At 33.9% G+C, this 26350-nt stretch carries 15 protein-coding genes and 2 rRNA genes; 1 reads left to right on the forward strand and 16 read right to left on the reverse strand.

Going from position 1 to position 26350, the window contains the following annotated elements:
* From G540_RS06935 to G540_RS0102850, 13 genes are all read right to left on the reverse strand, one after another.
* Positions 1-6307 (reverse strand): Cna B-type domain-containing protein (locus tag G540_RS06935; protein WP_035463579.1); only part of this gene is annotated, 6307 nt, incomplete at its 3' end.
* A gap of 233 nt (positions 6308-6540) precedes the next feature.
* Entirely contained in the window at positions 6541-7041 is a 501-nt protein-coding gene (locus G540_RS0102795; protein ID WP_027106787.1) for an ECF transporter S component, read from the reverse strand.
* Between the two features lie 12 nt (positions 7042-7053).
* Positions 7054-7884: a PfkB family carbohydrate kinase gene (locus G540_RS0102800; RefSeq protein ID WP_027106788.1), complete on the reverse strand. Its 831-nt coding sequence runs from the start codon at positions 7882-7884 to the stop codon at positions 7054-7056.
* Between the two features lie 143 nt (positions 7885-8027).
* Positions 8028-9446 carry an amino acid permease gene (locus G540_RS0102805; protein ID WP_027106789.1) on the reverse strand — a complete coding sequence of 473 codons (1419 nt, stop codon included), beginning with the start codon at positions 9444-9446 and terminating at the stop codon, positions 8028-8030.
* Positions 9447-9593: 147 nt separating this feature from the next.
* Complete coding sequence (gene nhaC, locus G540_RS0102810; protein WP_035463581.1) at positions 9594-10985, reverse strand: Na+/H+ antiporter NhaC; 1392 nt, start codon at positions 10983-10985, stop codon at positions 9594-9596.
* 137 nt (positions 10986-11122) lie between these two features.
* Entirely contained in the window at positions 11123-12511 is a 1389-nt protein-coding gene (gene nhaC, locus G540_RS0102815) for a Na+/H+ antiporter NhaC (RefSeq protein WP_035463582.1), read from the reverse strand.
* Positions 12512-12557: 46 nt separating this feature from the next.
* Positions 12558-13997, reverse strand: a complete 1440-nt coding sequence (locus G540_RS0102820) for an amino acid permease (protein WP_169439094.1) — start codon at positions 13995-13997, stop codon at positions 12558-12560.
* A 242-nt stretch (positions 13998-14239) separates the two neighbouring features.
* Positions 14240-16099, reverse strand: a complete 1860-nt coding sequence (tdc, locus tag G540_RS0102825; RefSeq protein ID WP_027106793.1) for a tyrosine decarboxylase — start codon at positions 16097-16099, stop codon at positions 14240-14242.
* A gap of 881 nt (positions 16100-16980) precedes the next feature.
* On the reverse strand, positions 16981-17460 hold the full coding sequence (gene rlmH, locus G540_RS0102830; protein WP_027106794.1) for a 23S rRNA (pseudouridine(1915)-N(3))-methyltransferase RlmH: 480 nt from the start codon (positions 17458-17460) through the stop codon (positions 16981-16983).
* A gap of 416 nt (positions 17461-17876) precedes the next feature.
* Positions 17877-19166 carry a S1C family serine protease gene (locus G540_RS06940; RefSeq protein WP_420865047.1) on the reverse strand — a complete coding sequence of 430 codons (1290 nt, stop codon included), beginning with the start codon at positions 19164-19166 and terminating at the stop codon, positions 17877-17879.
* 67 nt (positions 19167-19233) lie between these two features.
* Complete coding sequence (locus G540_RS0102840; protein ID WP_235807544.1) at positions 19234-20073, reverse strand: MBL fold metallo-hydrolase; 840 nt, start codon at positions 20071-20073, stop codon at positions 19234-19236.
* Positions 20074-20198: 125 nt separating this feature from the next.
* On the reverse strand, positions 20199-21455 hold the full coding sequence (gene tyrS / locus G540_RS0102845) for a tyrosine--tRNA ligase (RefSeq protein ID WP_027106796.1): 1257 nt from the start codon (positions 21453-21455) through the stop codon (positions 20199-20201).
* A gap of 330 nt (positions 21456-21785) precedes the next feature.
* Entirely contained in the window at positions 21786-23561 is a 1776-nt protein-coding gene (locus tag G540_RS0102850) for a glycoside hydrolase family 13 protein (protein ID WP_027106797.1), read from the reverse strand.
* 205 nt (positions 23562-23766) lie between these two features.
* Here G540_RS0102850 and G540_RS0102855 point away from each other — a divergent pair, with 205 nt between their 5' ends.
* A complete protein-coding gene (locus G540_RS0102855; protein WP_027106798.1) occupies positions 23767-25137 on the forward strand; it encodes an NAD-dependent succinate-semialdehyde dehydrogenase in 1371 nt (456 codons plus the stop codon).
* Positions 25138-25206: 69 nt separating this feature from the next.
* Here the strand turns inward: G540_RS0102855 and G540_RS0102860 are convergent, their stop codons facing one another.
* The 3 genes from G540_RS0102860 to G540_RS0102870 form a co-directional block, all read right to left on the reverse strand.
* The gene (locus G540_RS0102860; RefSeq protein WP_027106799.1) at positions 25207-25932 is read right to left on the reverse strand and encodes a DUF975 family protein; all 726 of its coding nucleotides are present in this window, start codon (positions 25930-25932) and stop codon (positions 25207-25209) included.
* Positions 25933-26028: 96 nt separating this feature from the next.
* Positions 26029-26145: ribosomal RNA gene (gene rrf / locus G540_RS0102865) — 5S ribosomal RNA — on the reverse strand.
* Between the two features lie 83 nt (positions 26146-26228).
* Positions 26229-26350 (reverse strand): 23S ribosomal RNA (locus G540_RS0102870); the annotation flags it as partial.

Below are 26350 nucleotides of genomic sequence, written 5' to 3' on the forward strand. Positions count from 1 at the left end.
GATCTGCTGTCGCAATTAATTTAACTTTAATTAATTCAGGACGCATACCATCTTGATTATTTTTATCTTTCCAAACTTTGTTAATCACGATATCTTGATCTGTAACTTTTGTTTGGTGTGTGTTAGTGATAATAACATCAATCTTGTTTGTTGTTTTTTCAACTTTATATTGAGGTTTATCATAACCACTAACTTGATCTTCTTTAACTTCATAATCAATCAATCCATTTTCATCTAAAACTGGTAACTCTTGAGATGTCCATTCCCATGTTGGGCCAGAAATTTCAAAATTATCCTTTTCTGTTTTATTAGCGTATAAATGAATTTTTATCGGCGTTCTTAAACCATCTTGATTATTTGTATCGTTCCATGTTTTCTTAACATGAATCTTAAGTTTAGCTACTTGATCAGTTACTGTCATCTTATTACCCGTAGCTGTTGCGTGCGGATGTTTATCTTTAACAGTTACATTACCTTTATCATCTACATGGAACTTGATGACTGTTACTTTTTGATATCCTGTTGGTGCGGCAATTTCATGGAATTCATAATCGCCTTCGGCAACATTCTTCCAAATGTGTGTTGTATCTTTTTCAGATGTCCACTTTTCAACTAATTTACCATCTTTTTTAATTTCAATCTTAGCTCCGGCAATTTCTTTACCACCAAGACCTACTTTACTAATTTCAACATTAATATCTTCATCAGTAACAATTAATTTATTACCTTTAGCTTTGGCTTGATCTGATCCTTGCACATCAACTGAACCAATTTGACCATTAAGATCAATTGTAAATGTAAGATCTGTAACTTTCTTATATCCATTTGGTGCGGCTTCTTCGTGGAATGTATATTTACCTGGTTTCAATCCTTTAAGCTTATGAATTGTTTTACTATCAGATACCCAGTCACCATCTTTTACTACATTGCCTTTGGCATCTTTAATCTGAATTCGTGCACCATTAATTTCTTTTCCTGCAAGATCAACCTTACTGATTTCAATATCATGTTTTTGATAATCATCAGTCACGATTAATTTATTATCTTTTAATTCAACTACATCATTCGAATCAAACTGAACATTTTTAACTTTACCATCATTACCAACTTCAAAAGTAAGATCTGTAACTTTCTTATATCCATTTGGTGCGGCTTCTTCGTGGAAAGTATATTTCCCAACATTTAATTTTAATTTATGTGTTTCTTGATTAGAAATCCAGTCACCATCTTTTACTAACTTCCCTTTAGCATCTCGAATCTGGATATGAGCACCAACAATTTCTTTACCAGCTAAATCTATTTTACTAATTTCAACCGGTACAACAATTGGTGTATGTGTGTTTGTGATATTCATACCTTGTGCAGTCGTTTGATAACCGTTTGGTACATTAATTTCTTTCACACTATAAGTTACTTTTTTACCTTGATAATATTCAGGCTTATTAGCAAATGAGAATTGCCATGTGTTAGTTGCTTGCCCTTTAGGATCAACAACAGTTTTTGTTTTTTCTAATTCATCAATATGATTACCATCAGCATCGATTGCGATTAGTTTAACTTCAATTTTGCCTGGACGTAAACCATCTTGATTATTATTATCATCCCAAGTTTTTGTCCCAATTAAAGTCTTATCAAAAGATTTGTAACTATTAGTAATCACAAAACCTTGTTTTTGATTACCGCTAACTGCTGTTGTAAAGACCCCACCATTTTTAGCTGTAATTTGATAATTTTGAATTGGTTCTCCTTGAGCATTTAAGACTTCTTTCACTTGGTAATTAACTTTACAATGATCTACACCATTAGCTGCTGTCCAATTTTCAGGAACAGTAACTTTTAATTTCCAATTGTTATCTTTAGTTACCTTTTGAATTGGTATCATTTTTTCGACAGCTGGTAATTCTTGATGATTAGCATCAAAAGCTAATACTTTGACATAAACAGCATCCAACATTTGTTCTGCTGGAGTGTTTTTCCAAGCTTTCGTAATATTAAGTGAAATTTCTTTCATTTTATGTGTGTTAGTAATATCCATACCTTTTTCAGTAGCTTGATAGCCTGCTGGTACATCCATTTCTTTCACACTATATTGCACTTCATGTCCAGCATAATAAACGTCCACATCTTTAAATGTATAAGTCCATTTATTATTTTCTGGATGAACAAATTTGAATGTCTCTTCTTTATTTAAACTAGGAACAACTTGGCCCAAATGATCTTTAGCAATCAATTTCACTTTAATATAATCAGGACGTTGACCGTCTTGATCATTATTATCAACCCAAGTTTTTGTTCCTGAAATATCTTTTGTTCGAGAGATAAATTTATTTGTAATTGTAACATTATCCTGATTTTGAGTAACTGTTCCAACATATTTACCTTGAGAAACTTTCATTTCAGGCTGTTGTGCTGTCCCTGGTAAGGCATTTCCTTTTTTATCAGCAACTTCCATTACGTGATATTGTAAATTATGATTTACACCATAATTATTTGGTAAGTTATTGAAATCATAGCCCCAACTACCATCGAGTTTTGGTGTAATCTTTTCTACACGTGTTAACGCTGGAATTTCTTGACCATTAGCCAAAGCTGTTAATTTAACAAAAATAGCCTGCGGTCTAAATTCAGCACGATCATTAACCCATTGTTTCACAACATGAACTGTGCGTTGGTTAACTTGATGTGTATTTTTCAAAGTCACATCATTAACAGCATTCTTAATTTGAGTTGCTGTATAACCAGGTACTTGAGCTTCTTCAATATGATATTGAAGTTTAACGCCCTTTTGATATGCTGGTAAATCAGAGTATGTGTAACTCCAATGATTTGCTTTAGTTAATGTCTGTGGATATGCCTTCCCAAATTGATCTTTTAAAATAACTTTCAATTCAGTTGGTCGCATATGTTCAAAATCATTTTGATCTTCCCATTGCTTATGCACTTTAAAACTCGTTGTTCCCACTAAAGTATTCGTGATTTCAAAGCCTTTGTTGGCATCACCGGAAATTTTAACATCATAAGTTAATCCATTTAACTTAATTTGTTTGTTCTTAGCACCAATTTCTTGAACTGTATAAGTTACTTTTTGGTGATTATACTCAACTGGGATATCTTTCACAGTCATTTTCCAGTTATTTTTAGCACTTAATTTCAAAGTTTTATTATAACTAGCGAATTCTTTACCATTAATCGTTGCGACTAATTTCACCGCTAATGTATCTGGATGTTGGCCTTCATCTTGCCATGTTTTCGCAACTTTGATTGCAGTTGTTTTTGGTTTGTACGTATTAGTAATTGTAATTACTTTATCGTTAACCACATAAGTTGGTGTATAACCTGCTGGGACATGAATTTCTTTCACATCATAATGATATGGTTGCCCTTGAGCATCGAATTTCGCTAAATCTTTAAATTTATATTCCCAATTATTATCTTGAGTTAATTCTTGAACTTCTTGTGGTTGATTATTACGCAATAACTGAACTTGAACTGTTGTTGGTCGTTTAACATATTTTGCATCGTTAACCCATGCTTTTTTCACAGTTAAGTCAGTTTTGCCAACTCGTGTATTCGTAATTGTATAATTGTTTTGCGCATTACCTTCTGTGGATTGATATCCCTTTGGTACCGCAATTTCTTTCACAATATATTGAATTGGCTGACCGTTTAAATCATTTTTCGGTAAATTAGTGAACATATACTGCCAACCATTTGTAGCTGTCACCGTAATTGGTCGTACAGCTTGATGGTTAACATCTTGAACGACATTACCTTGTTCATCATATAAACCGACAACTATTTGTGCAGGATGATTTCCATCATCTTGCCAGACTTTATGTCCTGAAACTTGTGTTGTAGCAATTGCGTACGTATTAATAATATTATATCCATCAACTTTAGTAGTGTATCCTGTAGGAACGCCTACTTCTTTGACAGAATATTTGATTTCTTGTTTACCTTTTTTATACTTATGCAGTTTATCAAAAGAATATTTCCAATCTTGGTTAGCAGTAACTGTAATTGGAGCACCTTGAGCTTGACCATCTGCATATAATTGCACCTGAATACTTAATGGTCGTTTATGATCACGATTCTGATCATCATGCCATTGTTTCACACCGGAAACTTTAGTCATTAAAGGACTTTTTGGATCATACGGTTTGATATCAATTTCACCAAGCCATAATTTATTCGTAATATCATAATTACTTGCATTATATTCTGGTTTATAAAACTGGGATGGATTAATTTCTTTAATCGTATATTTAATCTTATCGCCATTGTTATCAGTTTCCATGAGCTTATCAAATGTATATTTCCATTTGTTTTGTGCAGTAACTGTTTGTTGTTTGAATTTTTGACCGTTTTTCAACAATTCAACGATAATTTTATCAGGACGAACACCATAAATATCGTCTTCATCTTCCCAATGTTTTTGTCCAGAAATCTTGATTGTTTTTAAAGTATTAACAATATTATTCCCGTCAACTTTGGATGTATATCCAGCAGGAACTTTAGCTTCTTTAACGGTATAGTGAATCTTCTTACCTTCTTTATTAAATTCTGGTAAATCATTAAATTCATATTCCCATTTATCGTTAATTGGCATCACGTGGAAATAACCATTAATTTCACCATCAGCTAATAAAACAACGTCAATTGCTTTAGGTCGAGTATTGGCACTATTTTTATTATCTTTCCAAATCTTTTGACCTTTAATATTAATTGGTCGTTTTAGAGTATTTTTTAATTCAAATGAATTATCCCCTGTAGTAGTAACACCATCATAAGTATAGTTTTTCAACTTACCTTGATCAGTATTAACTTCACGAACTGAGTAATTACATTTACGATGATTATCATATGCATCTTCTCTTGGTAATTCACCAAACAAATCATCACTTTGCCAGTTCATCGCTGGTGTTAATGTTTGAAAAACACCATCCCCAATTCGTTTGCCATCCTTTAATAATTCGACAGTAATACTGCTTGGACGTGAATTATAGCGATTATGTTCATCATTCCAAATTTTCTTAGCTTTAATTTTAGTTACATAACGTGTACCAGAAATATTTCCATAATAAAAGTTAGCTACTGACCATTGTGTATCATGGGTATTGGCACGGTGCGTTTTTCGCTTACCCTTTTCTTGATACCAAACTTCACTCCAGTTTTTATATTCCTTTTGATAAGGATTAGTAACTTTTGTTTGATACCAAACAGTAACTTGTTTACGATTAATAACTTCTGATGGAATCGAAATATCTAATGTATTCTTTTTGACATTTAATTTAAATTTAGTGTGAAACTTATTTTCAAATTCAGTTTGATTATAATCTGTATGACGACCTGTTTTATTTGGCACAGAAATAATCAAACTATTTTTTATTAAACGTTGTCCTGGTCCAATTTCATCATGAACTGTGGCCATGGATCCTGGTTCCATTTCCCATTTATTATAATTAAAATACAACATCCAATTTAACACTTTCGCATTTGCTTCAGCTGTTTTAATCCATTGTTTATCTTTATTAACACCATATTTATAATAAAATAAATCTGTTCTTTGAGGACCTGCTTTAGCTTTAACAACTTCTATCGTAGCTTGTTTACTACCAGTAATAACATGAACAGGCACAACAACGCGATCTTGATTAGGTTTTAAAACTGCATCACTTTTTAAGCGAACGCTGAATCCTGCTTCACCTTTAATATGGTATGGTCGTTCTAAAACACGTTTAGTAAACTTAATTACCGTTTTCTTCTCATTAGGAATAACTGTAACTGTAAAGACAGCTGCATCTAAGGAAGTTAAATTTCCATCCCAATCATAACTAGCAGTGACAGTTTTACCATCACCGACTTTAATTTTGTTAGCTTGTAAATCAATTGTGATTGTATCGTTAGGAAGAATAAAAATTCCCTGACTATCTTGATCAAATTTAACCGCGATTCCGACTGATTGATCACTTTGGATACTTGGCTCACTAATTTTCAACTCTGTAACTGTATTACTAACATCTTTCCCTGGACTGTCTGGCGCCGGAGCACGTTCTTTAACAGTTTTTGCTTGCTTTTTCAAAGCAGGCTTAATAGCACTTTCGGAAACTGGCGGCATCTCGTCAGCAACCTTTTTTAAACTCGTAGCTACATCTTGTTCAGCGGCTTCTGCTTCAAATTTTTTAACTTGAACTTGCGTTGCTGGTTCTTCATTCGAAACAGCTTCTGCCATGACTTGAACAGGTGTTACGAAAAATGTACTTAAAATAACTAATAAGCTTAAATAAGTACTAAATCTCTTTTTCATCTGCATTCTCCCTATATCTTTTTAGTTAAGTTAATTTAATTATTTATAATTAAATTAACAATTGGTACCACGTAGTATATCTATCTATTATTACAAAAATATTACAGTGGAATTAACACTTTTTTACAATTACATAAAAATATATACATATAGAATGTTTAATAATTTTTCAAAATAAAAAGGCCCTATTACTAGAATAGAGCCCTTTTGGGGTGCAAATAAATTTAAGTTAATTAGGCAAGTTTAACTCTTTTCTTAAGTTGCCAATATAATGGCAAAGCTACTAAAGAGCCAACACTACCTTGGATAATATTACCAGGAATACTGAACAGACCTGCTTGGATGTTATACAAGAATGTATCCACGAAGAAGTAACCAACAACAACAATACACACACCTACTACAATCCCGATTGTCATTTTGGTTTTTTGTTTACTGTCAGTATCGGCAATCCGACCAACAGCATATCCTTCTAAGCCATGGACAAGAAATGAAAAGATCATATATTGCGGATAACCAGCAATTAAGTCTAGTAATAAACCGCTCAATGCGCCGACAATTCCACCCGCTCTTGAACCAAAGAGCAAAGCAGCTAACACAATTCCTGTGTCACACAAATTAATATATCCATGTGTTAAAGGCATCGGAATAATAAAAATCCGTGCAATCGCTACGTTAACTGCTGTGATAAGGGCTAATGTCGTTAATCTTTTTAAATTCATTGTCTGTTCCATATTTTGGTCCTCCTAATGATTATCAAGTAAATGTTTGATAATACCACTCAATTTTATGCCAAAGCGTCTTTCATCCGAACTTTGACTTGTTTGTTTCAAACCAATATAGGTAACTTCTGTCGCTTCTTTAACAGCTTTATCTAATGGGTAACCTTCCCATAAAAAGACTGTTAATAAAGCGGAAAACACATCCCCGCTGCCATAAAAATGACCGGGAACGGTTGGGAATAAGGTTTTTTTAACTTTACCATCTTCGAGTAAGGCACAACCTAATTGCTCACCAACTGTTACGCCGGTGATGATGGCCCGTCCTCCTGGCTGCATTAAAGCTTCCATCTTCTCTAACAATGTTTTCAAAGATTGCCGATCGTTCAAAACAAACTCGGAATCTGTTAAATAATAAGCTTCTGTGACATTAGGTGTTGTAACATGTGCAAAACTTAAAAGTTCGCGCATATTTTTAACATGATCTAATGTCATTCTCGGATAAAGTTCCCCTTCATCTGCAAAAGCAGGATCAAGTACCACTAAATCCAAAGAATGTTTTTGGAAAAATTCTTTCAAGGCAATTCCGACTTCAACTTGATCAAAATAACCAATTAAAGCACTATTAATCGCAATGTCAGCACTTTCCCAATGTTTAAAAGCATCTTGAATCCAATTGCCAAGTTCGACGACAGCCGGTTTAGCAAAGCCTTCACTTTGCGAAGAAAGCAAACTTGTTGGCAATAAAGCAACCGGTATATCTTTGGCTTGTAAAATTGGACTGGCAACGCCGAGGGAAATATTTCCCACAGCTGATAAATCTTCAGCTAGTAAAAGCCTTTTTTGCTTTTTACTCATACATTTTACTCCCTTAAATTATTTGCACCTTACTATTAATAATAAAGTAAATTAACTTTAATGAAAACCCTTTACTAAATATTCTTATTCTCTCCACATAAAAAGGTTACTCTCACATCATAGTCAGAGTAACCTTTTGTTTTTTATGAATTTTTAGCTTGATATTGTTGCACATCTTTTAACCATTGCGGATTTTTATAATGATTAATCAATAATGGAACAACAAACAAGATTACTGCAATACCTATCACTAACATCAAACTCAACGGTGAACTGGATACAATAATAGAAGCAAAGACAAATAAAATAGAAATAATTAACACACTACCAACTAACCACAATAAACTATTTCCTGTTTTCCCAACACGTCCCGGGCGTTCTAAATGCGGTTGTGTATAGCGTAATTTCAACACTGCAATTACTAAAAAGAGATAAACTAACATATATAATACGCTCGTCGCATTCGTTAAAGTAATAAACATTGCATTCACATTTTTTACAAAAGCATATAACAATGCGAAAATTGTTAAAATCGTAATTTGTGTCCATAATAAATTCTTGGAAATATCATTTTGGTTTGTTTTATGAAAGCCCCATTTAGCTGGAACATTACCTTCACGTGCAGCCTGCGTAATTGTATGACATGGTCCATTAATCCAAGATGACATTTGTAAAACCACTCCAATTACTACACATAAACTAAAAATATTCGCAATCCATGTTGGCAAACCTAAAATTTCACAATAACGAATAATTGGTTGCGCAACATTGGCTAGCTGAATTGTCCCTTTTTCAATAGCATTAGAAGCAAATAAAGAATTAATTACATTTAAAATCACAATAAACATCAATGAAATAAAAATCCCGCGCGGATAGTTCTTTTTGGAATCTTTTAAACTAGGAATATACACAGAAGTTAATTCAATACCGGTAAATAAAAACATAATTGCACTAAAGTATGTTAAGACCTTCAAATTATGTGCATTGGGAATAACTTTTTGCCATGCGAATGTTCCTAAATAACTTTGTGGATTCAAGCCAGTTTTTAAAAAGGCAAAAAAGCCTAAGATAATCATTGTAATTGCTGGAATATAAACCCCAATCCAAACACCATAGGATCCACCTATTTTAGCAACATCATATTTAAAACTTAAAAGTGTCGCTGCCCAAGTCGCAACAATAATCCAAAAGAAAGCAAACCAATGATTTTGTGATAATTCTGGTTTTCCAAATACTTGACCAATTAACGGACCTAAAGTAGATGTAATCATAATTAACCCTGGAAACATTTGTGACCAAAGTACCCAGGCAATCACAAAGCCCCATTTTTTACCTAATGATTCCGTCACCCATAATTGCGGACCACCATTTCCCGGGAAAGTACTCCCTAATTCTCCTGCAATTAAACAAATTGGCAAAGCAAACATAATTGTCGCAAATAACAAATATGAAATTTGTGTCCACCCGGTCGCTGCAATCGTTGGAATACTGCGGACATTAGCAACTAAAGCCATCGTAACACCAATAAATGAAAACAACGTATATTTATATGTTTTATTCATACTCTTTCTCCCATACAATTCATAATTCCCGTCTTCTTAATAAGCTAATTTTACTATTTTTTATTTCCAACTGCTACAAATTTAATTTTTTAAAACAAAAAACACCACAACTTACCAAAGTAAGTTGCAGTGTTTATTATGAACTAATTATTTGTTTTTAGCTTTTGTTTTTTTACTGATCATTACACCAAAGATAATTGTTAAGATTGGAGCAATGATTGGGAAGAATGCGTATGGTAAGTATTCCAACGCACTAACTTTCAATGTACCGAGGATAAATGTCCCAGAAACACCCCAAGGGATTAATGAGTTAAATGATCCACCGGCATCAGCCAATGTACGTGATAGATATTTACGATCTACACCTAAACGGTCAAATGATTTCTTGAAAGCTTCACCAGGTAAAATTAAACTGAAGAATTGTTCCCCAACTAAGAAGTTAACACCCATAGCACTTAAAGCTGTCACAAAGATAACTTTAAATGGTGTGTTGATAGCTTCTTTTGTACGGTCAATTAATACTTCAATAATGTTGAATTTAATTAATAATCCACCTAATGCTAAAGCAAGTAAGATTAACGCAATAGCGCCCATCATACTCATAAGTCCACCACGAGATAATAATGCATCAACAGCTTTATCACCTGTGTTTGAAACATAACCACTCATGATCATGTTTGAAATTTCTTTAAATGTAACTCCTGGGTTGTAAATTTTACCCATAATAACAGCTAGGACAGCACCTAACATCATTGATGGAACAGCTGGAATTTTTCTCCAAGCTAAGAAGAGTAATAACACAACTGGTAACAATGTCCATGGAGAAATCCAGAAACCTGCTTTTAAGGATGTTTGCATTTCTGTAATAGCGCTTAAGTTAACAGATTCTGCTGAACGTCCAATAAAGAAGTAAAGTACCATTGCAATAATAAATGCAATTAAGTCTGTTTTTAAAAGATTCTTGATATGATCGTAAAGATCAATTTCACCGATACCCGCAGCTAAGTTAGCTGTACCTGACAATGGAGAAATATTTTCACCAAAGTAAGCACCTGAAATAACGGCACCAGCTGTAATCGCTGGATTGATATTTAAAATACCACCCATACCTAAAAAGGCAATACCCATTGTAGATACAGTTGTTAATGAACTACCACTAGCAATCGCAACTAAAGTACATACGATTAAAACAGCAGGTAAGAAAATTTTTGCTGAGATAATTTGGAAACCGTAATACATAATAGTAGGGATTGTACCAGACATCAACCATGTAGCAACTAAGACACCAATCATCATGAAAATGACAATTGGAATGATTCCTGGAGAAATACCATCAATAATTCCTTCAAAAATTGTATCCCACGAAAATCCTCTAAATTTACCATAGAACATTAAAAGTAAAAATGCTAAAAGGATTGGAACATGCGGAGTTAATTGTTTGCCAATAATTAAATAGCCTAATATTAACAACAAAAGAATTAAAATAATAATACTTTCCATAACGCCAATTTTCGGTGTTTCTTTATTATTATCTGTCATAATTGTTATCTCACTTTTCTAAAGTTTTTTAGTACTACTCTACTTAAAATGCTAAACGCTTATCTCAAAATAATATAAAAACCTCTATAAGCAAGCCGATCAAATCGGCTAACTTACGGAGGCTCTCGTCCCGTTTATTATTCTTTATCTAGTTTTGGCTTTTTCATGAACCATGCAAAGATAATCATAACAATCGGTGCAAAGATTGGGAAAAATGCATACGGTACATAAGATAACGCTCCAACTTGCAATGCTCCGGCAATAAATGTACCAGAAACACCCCAAGGGATTAATGAATTAAATGCGCCCCCTGCATCATTTAATGCGCGTGTCAAATATTTTCTGTCTACACCCAATCTATCAAACGAACTCTTAAAAGTTTCCCCTGGTAGAATAAGAGAGAAATATTGTTCCCCTACTAGTAAGTTAACTAACATACATCCTAATGATGTAAGAGAGATAACTTTGAATGGACTATTAACTTTTTCTTTACTTGCGTTAATTAAAACTTCAATAATATCGAATTTAATTAATAATCCACCTAATGCTAAAGCGAGTAAGATTAAGGATACAGATCCCATCATACTGTTAATTCCCCCTCGAGAAAGTAACTCGTCAACTTTAACATTACCTGTTTTGGCAACATATCCACCCATCAATGTGTTAGCAATGACTTTAAGGGTAAGATTGTCACCGTGGAAAATTGGAATTAAGACTGCTAACGCAGATCCCATCATCATTGATGGAATAGCTGGAACTTTACGCCAAGCTAAAACCAACAATAATACAACTGGCAATAATGTCCATGGTGAAATCCAGAAGCCTTTTTCTAAAGCTCTGTTCATTACTGCAACACTTTCTAAACTTGCATCGTTGGATGAACTTCCTAAGAAGAAGTAGAATCCTAAAGCGATAATAAACGCGATTGAATCGGTTTTTAACACGTTACGAATGTGTACATATAAATCAACTTCACCAACACCAGCTGCCAAGTTTACTGTTCCTGAAAGTGGCGAAATATTCGCACCAAAGAACGCACCTGAAACAACTGCCCCTGCTGTAATTGCAGGATTAACATGTAATGCACTACCAATTCCCAAAAACGCAATCCCCATTGTTGATACTGTTGTTAAGGAACTACCACATGCAATAGCAACTAAAGAACATACAATTAATACAGTGGGTAAAAAGTATTTAACTGAGATGATCTTGAAACCATAATACATAATAGTAGGGATTGTACCTGAAAGTAACCATGTAGCTACTAATGTCCCAATTAACATGAAAATTGTAATTGGGATAATCCCAGGTGAGATACCATCGACAATACCGCCGAAAATAGTATCCCAACTGAATCCCCGGAATTTACCGTAAACCATTAAGAACATGAATCCAAATAAAATTGGAACGTGCGGTGTTAACTGTTTTCCGATAATTAAATATCCTAGTAAACATAAGAGGAGGATCAATATAATAATACTCTCACCAACACCAATCTTTGGCGACTCTGTATTATCTTTTTTCATAAAGGTCACTTCACTTTTAATAGTTTATTTAATTTATTATTTTAAATTATTTGTTAGCTTTTAAGTCGTTTTGAACGTCGATTAACCATTGGTCATCTTTGTTTTTGTTGATGATTAATGGAACAACGAATAATACGATTGTAACAACAACCATTGCGATAGATTGTACCATAGGTGTTGTTAAGATTGTAACAATACTAATTCCTAAAATACCGAATAAGAAGAAGATTGTTGTAACCCAAGCTGCACCGTTACCTGATTTACCAATACGGTATGGACGTGGTGCGTCTGCTTCTGTATAACGTAAGCGAATGTATGAGATTGCGATTAAGATATACAATGCACAGTATAATAATGTTGTTGTGTTAACTAATGTTAAGAAAACAGAGTTAACGTTTGGTAATGCATAAAGTAAAGCAAAGATTGAGATTGCTGTTGTTTGTGTTAAGATAACGTTTTTAGCAACACCAATGTTGTTTTGTTTGTGGAAACCAAATTTAGATGGTAATAAACCTTCACGAGCAACTTGAACGATTGTTTGTGATGGACCTGTTACCCAAGCAGATAATTGTAATAATACACCGATGAATGCTAATGCACTAAATACACGAGCAATCCATAAAGGCCAACCTAAAATACCACAGTAAGCAATGATAACTTGAGTGATGTTTGTTAATTGGATTGTACCTGGTTTGATAGCATCTGCTAAGAAGAAAGCATTGATAATGTTTAAGATGATTAAGCCCATTAAACCGATAATTAAACCGCGTGTAAAGTTCTTAGATGCATCTTTAAGACGTGGGATATAAACAGATGTTGTTTCGATCCCTGTAAAGATAAATGCAATAGCAGGAAGATATTTAATGTTAGCTTTAACACCAGCCATATCAGTAAAGTCTGGGAATAATTTACTGAATGAGAATGGTCCACCTAACATACTATCTGATTGAATACCAACTTTGATAACGGATAAAAGACCCATTACAAGTAAGATAATCATTGGAATATAAACACCTAACCAAACACCGATGCTACCACCGAATTTAGCCATGTCAAATTTCAAGTTTAAGATAACAACGAACCAGTAAAGAACTAAGATACATGCTAATGTATACCAGTTGTTACTTGCCATGATCAATGATTTTTTGGAATCAAAGATTGTACTTGCTAATAATGGCCATAATGTTGAAGCAACCATAACCATACCTGGGAAGATTTGTACCCAAAGTAACCAAGATTCTACGAATCCCCATTTAGGTCCAAGACCAGTTTTAACCCAAAGTTGTGGGCCACCTTCGTCTTGAAGCATTGTTGACATTTCACCAGCCATTAATGATACAGGACCAGCAAAGAAAATAACAGCAAATAAAATCCAGAATAACATTGTCCAACCTGGGGCAGCTAATGTTGGAATACTACGTACTGTAGCACATAAAGCCATTACCATCCCAATGAAGGTTACAAGTGAAATTTTTTGATTTTTCATAATTAATTAACCTCTCAATATTTAAAAATACAATAATTGTAAAACATTTTAAAACTTTTATAATACGAAATAATTCATAAAAATAAATAATATAAAATCAATAAGTACTAATACAAAAAATAATAAAACTCAATAAACTAGTATTAAATTTTATTAAATTTATTATAGTTTATTGAGTTTCATAAAAGTTATTGTTCAGATAAATTACTATCTTCTATTAAAATTCAGTCTGAGAATTCAGATTAAAATTTAACTTCTGATAATGATTTTTCTAATTTAGCTTGAATAGCTTCTTTGATCTTGCCAGCGTATTCTGCAAAGTTATCTTTGTCGTACATGAATGGTGTTAATACACAAGCACGTAAGATTGTAACTTTGTCAGCACGACGCCATTCTTCTTCTGTGAAGCCCATGCTCTTAACATATTCTAATGGGCTGTCACCGTATTCAGGAATAGCAAAGTCTGTGTGTGATGTGATGAATTCGTTATCGTAGCTACCACCTTTGTTTGCTGAAGCATAGTCGTAGAATACTTTGTTTAATTCGTTCATCTTAACAAGATCTTTGTTACCTTTAACGTTGAATGTCCAGTCAACCATGTTGAAGTCTGGTTCTGTTAATGGGTTAACTTCGATAGTTGTACCATTTACATCGAATTCTAATCCTTGTAAGAATTCATAGAAACGACGTGAAGCTTCAACTGAACGTCCTTCTAATTTACCATAACCTGTAACGTTTAATGGTAATACACGGTGAGCTGTCCAAACACCAGCAGCTGTAGCACCAGCTTTTGAACCTTCAAGAATGTAAGCACCTAATAATGATGGAGCTACAGAGTCTTTGTCGAATACGTATGTTGCAAAGTAAGAAATGATGTTACGCATTTTCTTATCACGGATTGCAATACCACCAGCAGAATAAGGAATGTAACCCATCTTATGAGGGTCAATTGTAACTGATTCTGTCTTAGAAATTGCATCGAATGCAGCATGTACTTCTTCTGTGATGTATTCTACATCTTCTTGGTATACGCCATGTTCTTGGTGAACATCTTTTAATTCATTGTATGGAATGAAGTCAAAGTTTTCATCTAAGAATAATGAACGTGCATAACCACCGTAAGCAGCATCAACGTGGATATAGTAGAAGATACCTTCTGCTAATAATTTTTCACGTAAAGCAACGATCTTATGGATTGGGTCAACAGCACCTTCTTCAGTAGAACCAACAACACCAACAACACCTAATACTGGTGTGTTTTCTGCTGCTAAGTTGCGAACGATTTTTTCAAGTTCTGCCATATCCATTTGATAGTGTGAATCAACTGGAACTGGGATAACTTGGTCTAAACCGATACCAATGATATCTGCAGCTTTCATCCATGAATAGTGTTTTGTTTGTGGGATTAACCATTTACCTAATTTGTGTAAGTTTTCACCACTACGAGCTGATTTAGCTTTAACTGCATCAACTACTTCACCGTCTAAACCATCAAGAATGTTCATGATTTCGTCAACGGACATGTTTAATAATTCCCATTCGCTCTTGCCAGCAACTGTTTCTGGAACAACTTCTTTAAGTGCTAAAGGAATAGATTTCATGTTACGTGCGTACCATAAACCTTCTAAGTTAGCGATAGAACCGTCGGCAACGATGTGTCCCCAACCTTCTTTGTAGCTGAATAATTGTGCGAAATCTTCACCAACTTCTTCTTCCATAATAGAAGTACCTGGGGATGATTCGTAAGCAACGTTGTTACCGTTCCATAACATAGCATAGTTATATGCAAGTAATGCAGGCATCAATGTTTCTGTATTCATGTGACCCCAGAAGCGTGGTGAATGCCAAGGAACAGAGTTAGTACGTAATCTTACTGATAAGTCAGATAATACGTCTTCCATATGAGCAACAGTTGTTTTGAATGATTCTTCATTCTTTTCGTCTGCTTTCATAATTGGTTGATCTTGTGGCATGTAGTTTTGGCGCCAGCCTAGGTGTTCATCGATTAACTTGTTTGTTAAGCGTTTATAGATATCACCGTTTTCAGATTTATCACCGATAAAAAGAGCATCTAAATTTAGGTCTTTCAAGTTTTCTTTCATGGATATAAAACCCCTCACTTATTATTTATCGTAATGTAAAAGATGCATCAAATACTTTACGCACTAATTATAGCTAGATTACCTTTTTAATACAAATTATTTTTATTAGTAAATTATAATATAACGGCCTTTTTCGTTCTTTTTTACATGATATTCTTCTAATAATAAACAAAAAAACACTATTTTTACTCAAATAACCACCTTTCGGTGCAGTAAAAAATAGCGTTTTTGGACTAGTCCATATCAATACATATTCAAATAAACATTGCTATGAAACCGTTTTCTTGACATAACAATTTTCTTTAACTTTTTTTAAAGCTTTATATTGATTTATTTTAATCTAATTAGTTTTTCTAATCAAAATTTAATAATTAGAAATATACCAACTTGACGAATTATACAAAATAACATTATAATTAAAGATTGGTCTAGTTTTGCGCAACACCTATAAACATTGAATTGACAACGTTTCCTGTTTTTCTCATTTTATTAACCAGGAATAATTAATTTAAGAAAGAGATAACTTTTCCTTAAAAAAATACAAAAAAGTCCCTAAAACCCTCGAAAGGATTTTAGGGACGAAATTTCAATTCCGTGGTACCACCCATGTTCATACATAACAAAAACGATGTATATCTCATTAACGATACGGCCGTAAACAGCCTGGCAATATTCTTTAAATCAGAGTTGTACTTCAGATTATGATTATGATTTTTACTAACTCGCAGCACCCGTTAGCTTTCTGAAAAAGTGATCATAACTCCTACTGTGCTCTTATTGCGCCGAACTATTAAATTAGTCTTATAACTCAAAGACAATTTTGATTATAGCACATTTTCCACCAAAAATAAAGGAACTACCGAAAAATACGAACATTTTTTCTACTTATGATAAGGACTACCTGAATTGATCATAAAATTACGATAAATTTGTTCTATTAAAACTAATCGCATTAATTGATGAGGTAATGTTAATTTACCAAATGAGATTTTTGTATCAGCACGCTGTAAGACTGCCGGACTCAAACCTAAGGAACCACCGATTACAAATGTTATATCACTTTTACCATAGGTAGTTAAATTTTGAACTTCCTTGGCAAACTCTTCTGAAGAACGTTGCTTTCCTTCAATCGCTAAGGCATAAACGTATTCTTTTTCTTTAATCTTACTCAAAATCCGTTCGCCTTCTTTTTGTTTAACATTTTCCATTTCCGCCGCACTTAAATTTTCCGGTGCTTTTTCATCAGGCACCTCAATTAATTTGATTTTACAAAACCGTGAAAGTCTTTTTTCATACTCTGCAATGCCTTGTTTTAAATACTTCTCTTTTAACTTCCCAACACTAATGATTTTAATGTTCATAAATACGCCCCTTTACACAAGTTATTAACAAAGTTATCCACATATTCACAGGGTTAAACTCAATATCTAGTAACGAACAAATGTTCCGTACTAGATTTATGGTTTAGACTCTTTTTTACATTTCAAGACTTATTAACACTTTTTCACTATTTCCACTTTAGTAATCTTCTTTGACAAAACCTTTATGTATCAATGGTTACAGCATGTTTAATATAATCATCCGCACTGTTATCAACAAGATTTTTATTTTCTGTGGATAACTCTTCCGGCTTAAAAACATTGATTTTACACGGTTTTTAATTCCTTTTAACATGCACCTTTTAAATAATACACTATTTTATTAACATTTTCAGGAGAGAATAACAAAAAAAGACAGCATTTTGCTGTCTTTTTAAGCTTTATTCAAGTTTTTTTGCTTATCCCTCTAAAGATAAAGTAACCTGAGCAGTTTTTAATTGTTTATGATGATAATAACTAATCGTAATCTTATCACCAACTTGATGTTCATATAACGCTTCTCTTAAACTAAGTACATCTGTAATTTTCTTGTCATCTAACTTCACAATTACATCATTTGCTTTAATCTTAGTCTTTTTCAAAGGTGATTTTGGATTAATCTCTGTAATCACAACCCCACTGGTAACTTTTGCTGGTAAATGAAGTTTGTTAGTTTGATATTCCTTATTAATATAACTTAAATTAACAATCATCACACCTAACGCTGGTCGTTGAACTTTACCATGAGCTACTAATTGATTAATGATCGAGACAACTTCATTACTTGGAATAGCAAATCCCATTCCTTCAACAGAAGTCCCTTGTGCACCTGTACTTGTCAGCTTCATCGAGTTAATCCCGATTACTTGACCCGCTAAATTAATTAACGGCCCACCGGAATTACCAGGATTAATCGCAGCATCCGTTTGAATAACTGTCGCTTGACCGGTAGAGACACCTTTGCTATTAGTAACATCCAATGTACGTTTCTTAGCAGAGATAATTCCCTGTGTTAATGAAGTGGCATAGTTCGATCCCAAAGGTGAACCAATTGCCAAAGCAGTTTCCCCAACTTTGATATTATTTGAATCTCCAAAGCTCGCAATCGTCTTAATATCTTTACTTTCAACTTTTAAAACAGCTAAATCTGTGACTGCATCTTTACCGACAACTTGTGCGGGAATCTTTTTACCATCAGCTAAGATAATGGCATATTTATCAGCACCGGCAATCACATGGTTATTTGTTACAACATAAGCAACTGACCCAACTTTTTTATAAATCACACCTGATCCAGAACTTCCGCTCACCGGTGGTTTAATATTTGAGTTGCTAAAAAGATCATCTATTCTTTGATCAGCTTTGACTGAAGTTTTATAAGCTTCAACAGAAACAACAGCCCCTTTAATCTTTTCAAAAGCTTTAGTAGCTTGTGTATCTACATTTACTTTAAGATCACTAACTTTTGTTTGTCCATTCTTTTGATCTTTCATTGTAATTTTTGGCACAGTCACTGGTTGCTCAGTTTTGTTTTGATAATATTTCATCCCGCCTAATAATAAACCTGCCCCAATCACACCACCTAAAAGACCGACTAACAGACTTTTACCTGTTTGCCATCCTTTTTTCGGCTGTGTAGAGTGTGTAGCCGTATCTTGCGGTTCGTTCTTTTCGTAATATTCACCTTCAAATTCTTGTTTATCCATCAGTAATCCTTTCCAATCATAATCATTGTTTATTATATAGAAGAATTATTATGTTTTTTTAAAGAAAGATTTATAATTTCTTTAATTCGGTCGCCTTTTCAAAATCTGTATCAGATAAAATAAATTCTTCATCAACGCCAATATCATGTGATTTTAAAATTTCTTCCACCGTTAAGTGTGCTAATGCTTTCACGTTATTTTCTTGACTCAAGTGTCCTAAATAGACTTGTTGCGTTTTGTGACCAAGTAAATCCATCAAAACTTGTGCACCATCCTCATTAGATAAATGCCCCACATCACTAAGAATACGTTGTTTGATAGACCATGGATATCCTCCCATGCGCAACATATCAATATCGTGATTACATTCTAGTAAATAGGCATCGGCATTTTGAATAGTACCAATAACGCGTTCCGACACGTAACCTGTATCCGTTAAAATCGCAAACCGTTTTTGATCATGATGAAATTGATAAAATTGCGGAGCCGCCGCATCATGCGAAACACCATAACTTTCAATATCTAAATCATCCAAAACTAAAGTTTTACCCATTTCAAATAAATGTTTTTGTCCTGTTTCAATTTTACCGATTTTATGTTCCATAGCTTGCCATGTTTTTTCATTAGCATAAATATCCATTCCGTAACGTCGAGCTAACACACCCACACCTTTACAATGATCACTATGTTCATGTGTTACAAAAATACTATCAACATCTTTTAAACTCCGATCAATAGAATTCATTAATGTTTCAATCTTTTTCCCTGATAATCCCGCATCTACTAAGACTTTCCGTTGCGGTGTTTCTATATATGTTACATTTCCGGAACTACTACTAGCTAAAACACTAATTTGTAACCCGTTTGGCGTTACAATTTCATTTTGGTTTGTTTCTTTTGGTTTTTGCACGCAGTATCCCTCCTTTAAATAAGCTATCTTTTATCATAGCAACTTCTCTTCTTTTCGGCAAACTTTACTCACAAATAAAAAGAACAGAAGCATCGCTGCTCCTGTTCTGTAAAGGGTTTTAAAAATTATTTAACTTTCAATAAGAAGTATTTCTTACGTCCACGTCTTACAACAACGTATTTACCATCGAAAGCTTCACTTGGATCTACGATTGCTGCAACGTCACGAACTTTTTCACCGTTAATACTAATAGCACCATTTGTAACATCTTCACGTGCTTGACGTTTTGATGATTCAATACCTGTAGCAACTAATAATTCAACAATGTTTTCTGGGTCTTTAGCAATTTCAAATGTTGGCATTTGTTTGAATCCTTGTTCAATTTCTTCAACATTTAAGTCTTTGATTTCACCAGAGAATAAAGCTTTAGAAATCTTTTGTGCTTCTTCTAAGTCTTCTTCACTGTGAACGAATTTTGTTACTTCTTCTGCTAAACGACGTTGTGCTTCACGTTTTTCTGGTTCGTTCTTAACTTTTTCTTCAAGATCTTTAATTTCATCTTGTGTTAAGAATGTGAAGAATTTCAAGTATTTGATAACATCGCGATCATCTTGGTTTAACCAGAATTGGTAGAATTCAAATGGTGATGTCTTATGACGATCTAACCAAATTGCGCCACCAGCACTCTTACCGAATTTTGTACCATCAGCTTTTAACATTAATGGAATTGTTAAACCGAATGCTTTAGCATCTGCGCCTTCTTTTTTACGGATCAAGTCTAAACCAGCTGTGATGTTACCCCATTGGTCAGCCCCACCGATTTCCAATTGAATATCTTTTTCCTTGAAGAGGTATAAGAAGTCAATGGATTGAAGGATTTGGTAACTGAATTCTGTAAATGAAATACCAGTTTCCATACGACTTGAAACGATATCTTTAGCTAACATTTTGTTAATACCGAAATCTTTACCGTAATCACGTAAGAATTCTAATAATGAGATTTCTGATAACCAATCGTAGTTATTAATGAAGGAAATGTTATCTCCACCACCGAATAAACGTTTTAATTGGCTTGTTAAATGATCAACGTTGTTTTGAACTGTTTCTAATGTTTGTAATGTACGTTCTGTTGTACGGCCACTTGGATCACCGATTGTACCAGTACCACCACCGATTAAAATATAAGGATGATGACCTGCTCTACGGAAACGTTCTAACATCATGAATGGAATTAAGTGTCCAATATGAAGACTGTCACCTGTTGGGTCAGTCCCACAATATACTGAAATTTCCTTACCACTGTCGATTAGTTCACGTAATCCTTTTTCATCTGATTGTTGGTTTACCGCTCCACGCCATTCTAATTCATCAATAATATTCATACTTACATCCTCCTTATATAATAAAAAAAGCCCCTAAGACCCGGATGAGGTCTTAGGGACGAAATAACTTATTCCGTGGTACCACCCATGTTCGTATGCTTTCACATACCTCGTTAACGATATAGCTTCAAAAGAAGCTTCGCAATTTTTAGTTAGAGTTGTAATTCAGCCTATGATATTTGCTAACTCGCAGCACCGTTAGCTCTCTGAAAAAGTGACCATATTCCTACTAGTTCTCTAATTGCTTATTTATTAAGTTGTCTACACTATAACCCCGTTATTTTAAAAAGTCAACTAATTCTATCATTTTTTTCTCATGATTTTTTAAAATTAAGCTTCTAAAATCACAAAACCATTTTCTGCAATCACATTGGTTTCAGCGATAACATTCTGACTTAGCAAGAGTTTAGCGTGTTTTGGTTGGACAAACTTAATACCGGTATAGCCGAAGTTAAACAAGGCAAAAATTTTTCGATTTCCTTTTTTACGGGAAAAACTTAAATAATTAAATTTATTGCTTCGTTGTCCCCAATGAAACTCGCCTTCACTCAATAAATCGGCATAATTTGTCCGTAAATGAATTAAAACTTTCATAAAACGTAACATCGTTTGATCTTGTTGTTCTTCTTCCCAAATCATACAACTCCGATTAAGTGGCGGTTTACCACCAGTTAAGCCAATTTCTGTCCCATAAAACAAGCTAGGAACGCCTTTTTGTAAAAATACAAACGCTAAAATAGCTCGTACCAACTGTTGATCACCATGACAAAGTTCTGCCAAGCGCGAAGTGACATGACTTTCAACCGCATTAATTAAAACACTCGCCGTTTGACTTCGGTAACGCATGTCTTGTTCATTAAGTTGGGACACCATTTCTTCTAAAGTAATATTACGTTCTAAACAGTAATCTAAAATCGTTTCTGTTAACGGATAATTAACCACACTATCACACGCTAATGGTGCAACTAAGTTTTGATCATAGTGTTTAACTTCACCAACTAAATAAAAATCAGCTTTCACACCTTTAACCGCTTGTTGTAAATCCATCAAAAAGCGCTTATCCAACTCAGCGGCATATTCTAAATGCCAAGCATCAATATCAAATTGTTCAATCCAATATGTTGCGACATCTAATAAATATTTACGTACTTGTTCATTTGCTGTATTAAGTTTTGGCATATGTGGATTAAACCCGTGCACATTGTAGGTCAAACTTTTCGCCACTGTCGGGTCTTGCGTTGATTGATAAGTTACAGGAAATTCTTTAATTTGGAACCAATCCGCAAATCTTGAGCGTTCGCCATTTTCTTGCACATCTTGCCATTGTAAGGAATTATCACTTAAATAACTAAAATCAACATCCAACATGATTTTCATACCACGTTTATGTGCTTCATCAACTAAATATTTGAATTCTTGTTTCGTGCCAAAACTTGGATCAATTTCAAAATAATCTAGTGTATCAAATTTTTCCGGCATAAAGGCCGTGAAAAGTGGTGATAAATACAACCCATTAATTCCTAATGTTTTTAAATAATCTAAATGACCAATAATACCAGCTAAATCGCCTCCAAAAAAACGACCGGCTTTTGGCTTTTTACTATTCCAAACAACGGTTCCTTCTGGATTATTATTAACATTGCCATTCGCAAAACTATCAATCATAATTTGATACCAAACTTGTTTTTGCGCCCATTTTGGCGGTTTAACTAAGGCACTTTCATAATTAAACGGTAAAGTAAAACAATCTAATTGTGCCAAATGATGTTCATTATAACTTACAATTTTGCGATCATCATACAACACTCGTTCATCATCATGGCCATTAATTAAAAATGCATACTGTAACCGACCTAATGGTAAATCTAACGCTAATTCCCAAAAATCATGTTCTAAAGTTTGGGTTACTTTTTGCATTTTAGCCTCTGTATATTCCCACAAACGTTCATCTAATTCATTGTATGTTACGGCATAAGGATCGCCGAATAATAATTTAACTTCTTTCACATCGTTATGTTTCGTTCGCAAACGAATTTGGAATTGTCCTAATGGATTTAAAAATGCCATTTCACTATCAATTCGATGATATAATGCTGCTTTATCCATTTTCTAAGCCTCACTTTTTTTCATAATCTCTTGCTTCTATTGTACTTCACAAAACTCATAACAACAAAGATTATCGCCATAGTTTGTGAACGGATTCACTTTTTACTTACATTTTGTAAGAGAAAGTTATTGCATTCTGCTGAACTTACAGTTATACTAAAACCGTATTCAAAAACTAGACCATTTCAAAAGGAGTTTTATTATCATGGCATATCAAACAATTTATCCATACACAGGTGAACTATTAGAAACCTTTGAAAACCACACAGATCAAGACGTTGAAGCAACTTTAACAACTGCACACAACCTCTATAAACAATGGCGTAATGAACCAATCTCATCACGTAGACCAATCTTGCAAAAAGTCGCTGATTCTTTACGTGAAAACGCTGATGAACTCGCAAGTATCATTACACATGACATGGGTAAACTTGTCAAAGAATCAAAAGGCGAAGTTTTATTATGTGCTGATATTGCAGAATATTATGCTAACGAAAGTGAATCTTTATTAAAACCTGTTCCACTTGAAAGTCCAGCTGGCGAAGGCTATTACGCTAAACAATCAACAGGTGTCATTATGGCCGTGGAACCTTGGAATTTCCCATTTTATCAAATCATGCGTGTCTTCGCACCAAACTTCATGGTTGGTAATCCAATGATTTTAAAAGATGCTTCCGTTTGTCCTAAATCTGCAAAAGTCTTTGCTGATATTGTTAAAGAAGCTGGTGCTCCTGAAGGAAGTTTAACTAATTTATTTATCAATTATCAACAAGTTGCTGATATCATTGCCGATAAACGTGTTAGCGGCGTATGCTTAACAGGTTCTGAACGCGGTGGTGCTGCTATTGCCAAAACAGCTGGCGAAAACTTAAAGAAAACAACTTTAGAATTAGGCGGGAATGATGCTTTTATTATTTTAGATGATGCTGATTGGGATTTAGTCAAAGAAATCGCTCCTCAAGCTCGTCTAGATAATGCTGGTCAAGTCTGCACATCATCTAAACGCTTTATCGTGATGGAAGATAAGTATGAAGAATTCTTAGAAATCTTAAAAGAAAGTTTCGCAAATCAAGTCTTAGGTGATCCAATGGATGAAAATACAACAGTTGCTCCGCTTTCATCTAAGAGCGCTCAAACAGGCTTACAAAAACAAGTCCAAATGGCTATTGATCATGGTGCCACAGTTGTCTATGGTAATGAACCAGTGGATCAACCTGGATTCTTCTTTATGCCAACAATTTTAACTGACATTACACCTGATAACCCAATTTTCGATCAAGAAATGTTCGGTCCCGTTGCAACTGTTTATAAAGTTAAAAATACTCAAGAAGCAATTGAATTAGCTAATAACTCTAGTTACGGCTTAGGTAACTCTATTATTGGTCAAGATTTAGAAGAAGCTCAAAAAGTAGCACTTCAAATTGAAACTGGTATGAGCTGGATTAACTCTGCTTGGGGTACTTTACCTGAATTACCTTTCGGTGGTATTAAAAACTCTGGTTTCGGCCGTGAATTAGGTGAATTAGGCTTAAACGCCTTTGTAAATGAACACCTCGTCTTTGTTCCAAAAAAATAATTTAAGTTATCCACCCTTTCTAAAAACCAAAAGAGGCTTTACGATTTTATCGTAAAGCCTCTTTATTTATTATTTATTTAATTTAGTCATCCATTCTTGGACATATTCAGGATCGCGGAAACGATTGCCTGATAAATCATCATAAAAGGCCATCATTGTCATTTGTTGATAAGGAATCAACCAAAAGTATAATAACCCAAAAGTACAGATTGCTAAAATATGCCAACCAACAAAACTTAATTGTAAAACAAAATAATCTGTTTTATAACCATTCATTAAATCACGACTCATTGTAATATAGTCTGTATAACTAAAGTTTTCTTCCATCCCAATTGATTTAATATCTTTATAAATATAATATGTTTGAGAATAAGAAAAACTCTTAATAATGGCTGGAATTACTAATAACATTAACCAAAGACGAATAAAAATCCATTGGATAATATACAACATGAAAGTTGATTTGAAATATTTACTCGAAACCGCTGTAAATGATTGTTTAAAAGATACTTCTGAACTATCTTTACTCCGGAACCAATTTAATAATACATAATTAATCCCAACAATAATTAACGTAGCGATCAAACCACTAATCAAAGTGCTAAATAATAAGGAACCATATCCTAAATTCAATGTATAGGTAACGTTATATTCCATTTGATTAACAACATAAGTAGATCCACCAGCGATAAAAATTGTAAATAAAATTGGTAGAATATTCAACGCAATGGCTTTACCATAATTACCTTTTAACGTTGCTTTTGCTTCTTGTTTTAACTCTTTTCTTCTTTTCATAATCTCTCCTATTCTTTTTTCGTGAACTATTTAATTTTATCATACTTACTTTTAAAATAAAAAAAAGCTGATCGTAATTGATCAGCTTCATCATTTGCACGGCAACGTCCTATCCTCACAGGGGGCGATCCCCCAATTACTTTCGGCGCTAAGAAGCTTAACTTCTGTGTTCGGCATGGGAACAGGTGTGTCCTTCTTGCTAGCGTCACCGCACTATTTTGTTGTTTGAAAGATTTTATTCTCTCAAAACTAGATAATAACTTTCTTTTCTCTCCGAGTCAACCTTCGTTTTTCTTTTGGTTAAGTCCTCGACCGATTAGTAATGGTCCGCTCCATATATCACTATACTTCCACTTCCATCCTATCTACCTGATCATCTCTCAGGGGTCTTACTTCCTTACGGAATGGGAAAACTTAT

Origin of the sequence: Ligilactobacillus ceti DSM 22408 (assembly GCF_000423245.1) — a bacterium.
In the GTDB taxonomy this organism is placed as follows: Bacteria; Bacillota; Bacilli; order Lactobacillales; family Lactobacillaceae; genus Ligilactobacillus; species Ligilactobacillus ceti.